This is a genomic window from Flavobacterium sp. (assembly GCF_044373165.1).
Classification (GTDB): Bacteria; Bacteroidota; Bacteroidia; order Flavobacteriales; family Flavobacteriaceae; genus Flavobacterium.
In genome coordinates this window covers 64,696-75,150 of record NZ_JBILQL010000004.1, presented here as the reverse complement: position 1 = coordinate 75,150, position 10,455 = coordinate 64,696, and the positions used below count along the sequence as shown (strand labels likewise).

Annotated in this window: 5 protein-coding genes; all 5 read right to left on the bottom strand. The window is 38.3% G+C overall.

The genetic code is table 11. From position 1 onward, the window contains the following. Positions 1-1,490: gliding motility protein RemB (locus ACIQ32_RS01460; RefSeq protein ID WP_396193872.1), on the bottom strand; the 1,490-nt coding region annotated here is incomplete at its 3' end. Positions 1,491-1,508: 18 nt separating this feature from the next. After that, positions 1,509-2,252, bottom strand: coding sequence for a deoxyribose-phosphate aldolase (gene deoC, locus ACIQ32_RS01455; protein WP_396193871.1), 744 nt, complete (start codon positions 2,250-2,252; stop codon positions 1,509-1,511). A 77-nt stretch (positions 2,253-2,329) separates the two neighbouring features. Then, entirely contained in the window at positions 2,330-2,722 is a 393-nt protein-coding gene (locus ACIQ32_RS01450; protein WP_396193870.1) for a VanZ family protein, read from the bottom strand. Further along, on the bottom strand, positions 2,694-3,074 hold the full coding sequence (gcvH, locus tag ACIQ32_RS01445; RefSeq protein WP_396193869.1) for a glycine cleavage system protein GcvH: 381 nt from the start codon (positions 3,072-3,074) through the stop codon (positions 2,694-2,696). The genes ACIQ32_RS01450 and gcvH overlap by 29 nt, the downstream gene beginning before the upstream one ends. An 88-nt stretch (positions 3,075-3,162) precedes the next feature. Next, positions 3,163-10,455, bottom strand: a complete 7,293-nt coding sequence (gene sprA / locus ACIQ32_RS01440; RefSeq protein ID WP_396193868.1) for a cell surface protein SprA — start codon at positions 10,453-10,455, stop codon at positions 3,163-3,165.

The following is a 10,455-nucleotide window of genomic DNA, read 5'->3' as shown; positions in this document are numbered from 1 at the left end:
TGAATTTGGTTGTTCCATTTGTATTTAGAGGTCAAGCCCAACATAGCATTGCCGCTTCGAGAAGAGGAAGCAAATTCTACCGAACGATAAAAAATCAACGGATTCACAAAACTCATGTCAAACCCGCGATTGTTGTTATTGGCCCAAACCACAGATTCAAATAAACCAATGTTCCATTTATTGGTAACGTTTAAGCTCAAATAATGACTGGCCGCAAACTTAGTTGCATACGTTCTGTCGAGCGTTACTTCCGGTCGAACATCTTTGAGCCAAGTATACAAATTGGTGTATTTGATTTTCCAAAAAGTGGTATTCAATTTAAAATAAGGATACGGACTTGCGCCATCGCTCCACAACAAAGAGCGATACCCATCGCCTATGAAATTGCGCCCGTAACCCAAATTCATGTTGATGAATTTACTCGGCGTGTAGGCCAAATTAGCTTCGGCCAATGGAAAGTCATAAGCATCCGATTTGAATGTTTTGGCAATACCAATACCGGGAATAATTGCCGGATTTCCGCCATCGGGTGCTATAGATTCTGCATATCGATTAAAGTAATCGGCAAAACGCCCTTGGCTTTCGTAGATGGTTGTAGTAAAATTAAGCTGGCTTCCCAAACCTCCGTTAAACTGAATCCCGCGGGTATTCACATAAGTATAACTACTAACACTTGGGTCGCTTTTACCGAATTGCAAATCCAATATTGGATTCAGGGTAAACCAATAATCTTCGCCTTGAATTTGAACTAAATTTTCGTTCCAAAACTTTTTGCCCCACCAATTTTGCTTATTTTTCATCAGCTTTTGATTTTCGGCTGACAAATCGTAATACTTTGAAACATCGGCATAAGAAAACGGTTTAGAACCTGTATGATTGTTGGCGCCAACCTGATTCATTTCGTCATCAAATTGCGCATAAAAACTGTGCGAAAAAGGAATGTTCAAATGACTCTTGAATTGCGGATTTTGGAAAGCATTGTATTTCATACTGTCCAATTCTGTCAAATAAGCGGTTTTCGGACGGTATGTAGTAGTAGTTTTCTCTGCAATTACCACAGCTTCTTTTTGGGCTTGTATATCGGCTACACTTTGTAACGGAATAGCAATTTTGATTGTGTATTTGGCATAAGTTGGATCACCATTGTAGGTTGGCGGACTGATTTTCGGCATCAACCCAAAAACCCTTTTACTCTCGTTTACCAATGATTCTTCAACAGCATCAACATAAATCACTTTAAAATTTCCCTGATCGTTAACTTCAAATAATACGATTAAGCTTCCTTTATAATTCTTTTCTTTTAAACCTAGCGGCACTTTGAAGTTGTTGAACACAAAATCTTGAACCTGATTGTAAAAACACATTTCTAAGGCAGCCATTTCTTGGCCTTCACAGGAAGGAAATACCGGAAATCTTTCGGCGCTGTATTTGGAAACCTGCGCACTTGTCACTATTGAAAATAAAAATATAAAGTAGAAAATCTTTTTCATTGATCAAAAATAAAATAATTAATAACCGCCCGAGGCTATCTCGCCGTTAGCAATGGTTTTGGCTGCAGATGTACCGATTCTTTTAACTCCTAATCGGATCATTTCTTCAGCTTCTTCATAAGTGCGAACACCTCCTGCAGCTTTTACCGGAAGGGGCGAAGCATTTTCGAGCATTATGATAACCGTATGCTTTGTAGCGCCGTTGGGTTTGTTGTTTTCGGTGACATAAAAACCGGTTGACGATTTTACATAAACATTTGCATAGCAATCTTCTTTGAAGTTAGCCATGACAACATTTTTAATCAAAGCAGAAAGCTGAATAATTTGATCATCAGTCAATGCTGCTACTTCAATAATCCATTTGGCTGCTTTATGGTGATCGAAAGCTAATTGAGTTCCTTTTAAAATTTCTTCTTTTACTAGATCACTTTCTCCTTTTTTAAAAGCTTTATAGTTGCACACAAAATCCAACTCATCAACACCGTCATCGATAGCCTTTTTAGCTTCTGTCAATTTTTCTTCCAAAGAATTAGTGCCTTCAGGAAAAGAAATAACTGTACCGATTAACAACTTTGAACCGGCATTTGAAATCAATTGCCGTGCGGTTTTTACATGGTTTGGCCGAATCATAATCAGTTTAAATCCTTCGTTAATGGCTTCTTGAATAAACCCTTCAACAATAAGATTATTTTCTTTTTCAGTCAAACCGGCTTGCGCTGCTGTTTTGAGATAAGTGGAATCGAGGTATTGTTTTATATTCATGGCATAAAAGTAAAAAAAAAACCGTCTCTATCTTAAAAAGAAGACGGTCACTTTAGATATTAACTAAAAACATATTGTTAGTCATTCCGTATTTTTTTGAGTAGTAATAAGCTAAAAAAAGCCGTCAATGCTCCGGTAAAATTGGCTACAATATCCATCAAATCCGCTTCACGAGTCTTGGTGAAAACTTCTTGTAAAATCTCAATTAAAACGCCGTAACCAAGTGATATAAGCACTATGTAGGCTAATTTTTTCCATTGCATTTTTCCTAATTGTAATACACTGTAAAAACCCCAAAGTATCGTAAATCCGAAGTGAAATGAAAAATGCCCGTATTTATCGGCTCCTGATACTTTGATTGTTGGCAAGTCACTAAACTTGGCCAAGCAAAGGATTAAAATTAAAAAAGTCCAGCCAATGGCCAGACTTAGTATCGTGTTTTTAAGCACCGATGAGTTCTTTGTAACCATCACTGGAAAGTAATTCATCAATTTCGGCGGCATTGGCAATTTTGACTTTGACCATCCAGCCTTTACCGTAAGGATCAGCGTTAACATTTTCAGGATTCACTTCTAAATCTTCATTGAATTCAATGATTTCTCCGGAAAGTGGCAAGAACAAATCTGACACTGTTTTAACAGCTTCTACAGTTCCGAAAACTTCGTCTTTATCTAGAGTTTGGTCGAGTGTTTCCACCTCAACATAAACGATATCTCCTAATTCTTTTTGGGCGAAATCAGTGATTCCTACAGTAGCTACATCGCCATCAATTAAAACCCATTCGTGGTCTTTGGTATACTTTAAATTGCTAGGTATATTCATTAGTTAGCTTGTTATGGTGTTGTTTTTAAAATTTCTTCAAAAGTATAATTTCTCGGCAGATTATTAAAATCTTTGGTTTAAAACTTTATTAATTTCCAAAATTGTAACGCATTGTAAATCCGGTTCTGATATTCGTCATTGGGAACGAGGTTGAGATTACCGGTTTCGAGAATGAATGATCATAGAAGAAAATGGCCGTTAAGTTCTTACTGAATGAGTAATCAGCGGTTACTCTAGCTGACCAAATGTTTTGTCCTCCGCCCAATTGGTTATTGTCGTAATCCAAATAACGTACAATGGTTTTGTTATTTCGGTAGGAGAAATCAACCTTCACATTGATATCGCTTTTGATAATTCCTGTTGGGTTATCCGCCAATTGAGAAGAGAAAATCACATCTTTGAATCGATATCCTACCCCTAAAATGTATTCTTGCCCTTGAACCTCTGTTAACAAGTTATTATCAAAACTCATAGACAAACTTCTGTCTTTCTTCATTTCGGCTAATATCTTGAACGAATTTTTCATCTCAAAATCCAACCTTACCAAAGGATTGAATTGCTCTACTAAGTTGATATTGGCCACTATGGTTCTGTTAAAAAAGTTACCAAATCCGCCATTGTCTTGTGCACCCGGGTTTTGGTCGTAATCAAAATTAGAACGGAAAGAGTTGATGGTGTAAGAAGCGCGATAAGCGTGTTGGATAGAGAAACGTTTGAATTTATCCTTAAAGAATTTGTAACGCATCAATCCACTGTATTTCATATTCCAGTTAGGTATCGGGAAACTGCGGAAAGTACCCAATGAAATTCCGTCGGCTGAAGCTCCTGTGTAAGCCGCTAAAAATGACGGAATCAATACAGCCTGATTATTTCTGCCGAATCCTATCGGATACCCTTCATTTGAAGTATAAAAAGTATACCTCGGATCATTCACATCTGAAGGTATCGGGTTGTCTGAATCACCGTATCTCGGGAAGGTTGTACTGCCGTAAAACTGAGTGGCCAAACGGTCGGCTATAATGGCTCGGTTGTTTCTGAATTCGTCAAAAGCAGCAGAACCGTTTTCATCACTTCTACCAAATGATGTTGCCAGCATTACTGTTGAAATAGAGAAGTTACCAAAACTGTAAGGAGAACGCGGGTTATACAATCCGGTAGTTTCATCTACATCGTATTGTTCAGAATAATTCTCTGCATAAGTTCTGTTTGCCGTTAAATCGATTTTGAAATCAGGAAATAAATCAACGTTTGCGGTCATTTCCAATGTTTTGGTAATGGCTCGAGTGTAGCTTTGGTTGAAATCGGGATAGGTGGTTAACCATCCTCTTTTAGCAGCTTCAAATCGAACGTCATCTTGAATTCCGAAAACGAAGCCCAAAGAAGGTTTACTAGAACCGAAAAACCCTAAACTTGGCAAGAATCCGGGCAACATGGTACCTTCGTTTTGAGTGTAATTAATCTGAAGATTTTTAACGCTGGTTAAGACTCCTTTTAAACCGTCTAGGAAAATATTAGTGTTTCCGGCTGTTTGCGCTTTAGTATTGGTGATTTTTTCTCCCGGTTTTGGCAACGTTGTCGGTTTTGCAGCTGGGGTTGCCGGTTTTTTTCCTAAACCAATGTATTTGTAGAAGGATTCCATATTGAACGCTGTATTCAATCGGTGTGATCCTGCATTTTGAATAGTATTCCCTAAATTAAATCCGTCAACTTCAGCCAATGCTAAAGAGGCGCGTTGCCAACTGTAATCTCCGGTATAAGAATAGGTAGATTTTACAAAAGACAATAACGGAATCTTATTAATAGGCAATTCATAATTAACCACTAATTGTTGGTTGTGTAAGTTTGGAGTACCAATGTTCCAAAAGTCGGTCCAAATAGTGTAACTGTTGTCAGGAACGTTGTCTTCGTTTAAATAAGACCGAACGATATTATTGGAAGCCGCCGTATAATTTACTTTAAGCGATTTGGTAATATTGTAATTAAACCCATATTGGTAATTGAACATATAATTTCTTCGGAACAAGGGATCAATCGGAATTCCGTCAACATCCACCTGACGGAACTGCTGTCTGTTGTATTGTCTGATAATATTAGAACTAAACGATATACTGGCCGGTAAGTAATTAAAATTAAAATCACTCAAAAGTTTCCAATAATCACTTTTCTTCAAAAACTTACTTTTCTTAAAAGGCTCTATGGCTTTGGGTTTGAAAGCATAGGTATAATCTACAGAAGTAGTAACCTGTTGGTCTATAAAACTCTCTATTTCGTAATTGTGCTTTTCAACTTCATTATAGGAGTAAGAGAGTGTTAAATTTTCGGGATCGTAAATTCGAGGTTTTTGTTCGGCTGCACGTTCTTTTTTAACTCCAATGAAATTGATACTGGTTCGCTTGGTGTAATCGATTGCTCTATTTTGAATATTATCTCTTTCTGCAGCATCTGGAGTATTATTAATCAATTGTTGCAGTCGAATATCTTGATTAAACGGATCATATTCAGGAGTTATAGTTTCTTCTCCAACAGCATAGTTAAATGGCAAATTGATTCCCCATTTTTTTGGCAACAATTTTCCTAAACTGAAATTAGTAACCAAATTGTATTGTTGTACATCTTCTCTGCTTCTTTCATTAGGCCCTTCTTCCAAAGCCCCAAAACCAATAGTGCTCATTCTTCCCGTGGCTGAAACCGTAGCAAAATCAGCCATGTTAGCATCCACATTAACCACAGCCGCCATACCGCCTTTATTGTTCATATCGGCTATACGCAACTCGTTGAACCAAACTTCACCTCGAATTTTTTCAGTATGGTTGTTTTTAATTCCGACCATTAAAGTTCGAACCAAACCGAAGTTAGGATTTCCTTTGATCCCCAATCGCAATTTAACATCGCCATCCCCATCGGGTAAATTATTATCGTCATCAGGATAGTATATTCCTTCTAATGGCAAAGTAGCCGGGTCGATACTCATCGCTTGCACTTTCATTCGGGTTAATAGCGACATGGCTAAACTCAACTCATTTTCTTCCGGCCAAATTTCCTCCGGAAGCGTAGCGCCTTCCGGGGTTACTTTAAGTGGAATTTCAACTTGATAAAAATTATTGGTGAAATCGTTTCCAAAACGAATAAAAGCAGACATTTGATTGTCTAATAGCGGTGTTGGATCGGTAGGAGCCGGCAAAGCCTCGGCATGTAAAAACATTTTTAATTTGTTGAATTGACGCATATCAACATTCACGTTTTTGAATACTGCTCTTGAGTCTCCAACTTCAAGACCATCGCCTGATGCTCTCAATGACAACGATTGTTCGTTTTGACTGATTACCTGATTTCCCTGTCCTACTTCTTCCCGGATTACTCCCGGAGGCAAAACGTATGGAATAGGCAAACGCGACGCATTTTCCTGAAGATTTACCGCTAACACATCAAAATTAGTGTCATCATCATTGGGTTCACTGTCGGTAGGTTGAAAAGATTGATCATATCTTCTCCACTCACCGCGAACTAAATCTAATACCCCAAAACGCAGTGTGATTGGCTCGGTGAATCCGGTCATGAACATTCTCATAAATCGAATAGAACGAAAATCTGAAATACTACCAACAGTGGTAGTTGGCTGTGTTACCGGTATTTTGAATTGGTACCATCTGGCTCGGCCATTTGGAGCACCATTTGGTAATTCAATATTCGTTTCTCTTACATCGGTAATAAAGTTTTGCCCAACTTGCATGTTAGGTCGTATATCTATTTTGTATTCGAAGTAAGCATTCACCGTGTTCATGGTATTGTCACGATTAATGTCCTCAACATCAGGTAAGGTCGTTGAACCTCTATTAGTATCGGAAACAGCAATAGGAGAGTTTCCTTGTAATCCGTTGTAATTTTTGTAACGTTCAAAAATGGTAGATCCGGAAGCGTTCAAAAAGTATTGGTAGTTATCGGCTGCCGGGTCATCTAATGTGGCAAAAGCACCAATATTAGTTAAACCTCTCTCGCCCTCATCATCAATACCGTCTAAACCAACGTCTTGAGAAGAACGGTTAGAGCCATCCACATCAAAAGCATAAATCAAAGACTGTGAGGTTGGCACTCTTCCCCAAACTGTTGGGCTGACTAAAGAGGCACTGTTGCTCGACGGCAAACCGTTTTCGTATTGTTTGCGTTCGTCTTTTAAGATGTCTTCCGAAATTTCTCCTAAGTTAAAATACAAGCTACCAACATTTGTAGGACTTGGGACTGTTGCCGGATTAGCCGGATCAAAGTAAGGATCTAAAACCCAAAACTGAATGTATTCAACATTACTTTGCTCAAAGTTAGTTGAATTAATAGCGCGTGTAATACCCCCAAAATTATCTTGAGGCAACGTAAATCCGGATGGACTCAAAGCCTCAGAATTGTAATTGTATGGCCCGCGTTCTTGAGGATAATAAGTCAAGTCTAAAGTATTAATAACCGTTTGTTGCCCTACTTGCAATTCTAAATCCGGGAAAAGTTCACGATTGAAAATTCTTCTTGTACTGTTGAGAGATATGCCGTCTTGACCAATTTCGTTTGGCGTTTGAACATAGATAGTAGGGTCAATCGTATACCAATTTAATTTGGCTCTTTTATGGCCATATTCTAACCCAACCAAAGCGGAACCAAAGTCGTTATATCCAACTCCGGATTGCCATTTAGGCACACTCGACAAAGTCCATGACAGCGGTGCACGCATGTCAATAGTAGTTTGAGAACCTTCAAAATCGTCTACATAAACCGTAGCTTCTCCTTGAAAACGATCATTTTGAGGAGCATCCGGTTGTAAAAAAGCAACCTCTCCTCTAAAAGAAATATTGGAAGGCACATCAGTATCAATGTTAGGCAACTTATTGGCTAATCTGGTTAAAAAAGGAACTTCTGTAGAATAGTTAGCATTAAATCCAAAAATAGAATTATTCACAGACTCTTGACCGTAATTGGATTTTTGTGTGAATGGTCTTTCAGTCATTTTAATAAATGTACCTCCAACCAAAAATTTATCTGAGAATTTATGTTCTACATTAATTCCCATAAATCTGCGTGTTTGTTGGCCAAAGGCAGCATTGTTTTCCACCGAAACTTGAATTGGTGTATTGGAAGCTTGCAAGGAAGGATCTAAAATTTGTACTCTTCCGGCTTGGTAATTCACGCTGTAATCTATCCCTTCTTGTAAAACCCTTCCTCCGGCAGTAACAACCACCGACCCTCGTGGTACATTAAAAGCCCCAATTGGAATTCCGTCACCTCCGGCTGATTTGAATCTACCTTTTAATTGGAATTTATTTTTGGCAGCATCTTGTAAAGCACCGGCTTGGGTACTTGAGTACATGCTTCTGAAAACATACTTTTGTTGGTTAGGATTGTAATCTATGGAGCTGTTGGGGTCACCATAATAGTTTTCTGCTGAAGCAGGTGTTTTTAATTTATCGAAAATTAATTTTCCGAAAGGCTCCACCGTGGTAAAAATAATTCGCCCGTTTTGTTGGTCTACCGTCAATCCCGGCATGAAGTCAAAGAACCCGTCACCTCCGGCTTGCGGGTCATTGTTATAATTTAGCCTATCCACATTAAATACTTTGATCAGTGGTGTTTCTGCCACAACCATTTCAGGATCTGTAGTGGTTGGAAAAGTTGTTCCCGGAACCGGTGTAATATAGTTTATGGGTGAAGGATCGGTATATAAAATATTCAATCTGAAATCCTCTTGTTGTAATTGATAAGCGCCCGGTATTTGATAAATGTTTTTCATCATCAAATTCCAAACCGGCTTGGCTACATTAGTCAAATTACTTTTCAACATTTTCAAAATCAAACTTTGGGTTGAAATTGTTGGATTAGCAACATCAGTGGCATCTAAAACGGTAGTATCAACGCCATCTGTTCCAAACTCTCCAACTTGATAAACTGCATCTCCGACAGTATATTGGTAAGCAACAGCTAACACTTCGTCATTGGCCAATCTTTGTTGTAAGGAAATGTAACCCAATTGCGGATGATAAGTAAACTCATTCGGTGCTAATTTGCGTGCATTCTCCAATTTAGAATAATCAGTTCCTTCATCCACAGGAACTATGTTATTAAAACCGGCACTCGACGTTACAATATCTCTAATATTACTGTTTAATAATCCTGTTCCGGCATTAATTTGATCCGGGTCATACTTGTTATTACTATTATCAGAGGGTGTATCAACTGTGGGATCCGGTGGTGTAGTAAAAAAGTTATTGTTGACATCGGTGGGATTCAACGCTACAACTTGGTCATCGGTTAATCCGGCCAAACGGGCTTCTCCTAAATCTTGTAACGCTATGATGTTTCTTAAATTGTTATTGGTTTGACTAACACGATTTTGTCGGTTAGTTACCCAAACTTCTATTCTGGTAATTTGAACCCTACTGTTGATAAAAGGGTAATTTTTGAGTGAACTATCATACTTATTTCTAAAGTATTGCGATAAGAAAAAGTGTCTATCAGCATCATAATCTAATCCGAAAATTTCAAAATCCTGAATTGTTCCGCCACCTTGAGCAGTCACTGATCTTGTTTGCGACTTTTGTTCCGAAAATACTCCGGTAACCGAAGTCTTTCCGAATTGTAATTGGGCTTTCACTCCAAACAAACTCTGGGCACCGCGGATTAATGAATTGGTCAACGGCATACTTACGTTTCCCACTTCAATTTTTTGGATGATATCGTCTTCTGTTGGTGTGTATTCGAGTTTGATTAAATTTTGAAAAGCAAACGTAGACTCTGTATCATAATTAGCATTCACATTCAAACGCGTTCCTACTTTTCCCATCAAACTCATACTGATTCTTTGATCGAAATCGAATGTGGTTTGGGCGCGATTTCTGGGTGAAAAAGCCGGGTTATCTTGTTTGGTATAACGAACACCCAAGTCCATTTCAACGGAACCTGTTGGTTTTACATCTATAGTATTAGAGCCGAAAATAGTTTCAAAGAAGCCTGAATTTACATAATAACGCGGCAATAAATCTTTTTTGGCGGCTTCACTGCCTTCTTTCTTACCGTCAATAGCGTCTGACTTTTTCTTGAAATAGTCGCGCATGGTTTCACGCATAACTAGTTCTTCGTATTCTTTGGGTGTTAAAATGATAGGATAATTGATATTGAACCCTTCAAAAGTACTGGTGTAAATATATCTGTTAGTGACAGGGTCGTAAGTATAAGCATTGACAATACTTTTCGGATTTTTGATCTGCATCCTACCGGTATTATAACCTGTACTGTCTTGAGGCGTAGGAGTAACTTGAGAAAAAGCGGAAATCCCGGTTAACAACAGGATTCCGAAAAGAAAATTCCTCAAAGTAAAAAAGTGTTTAAATGCGTATATTGTTTTCAA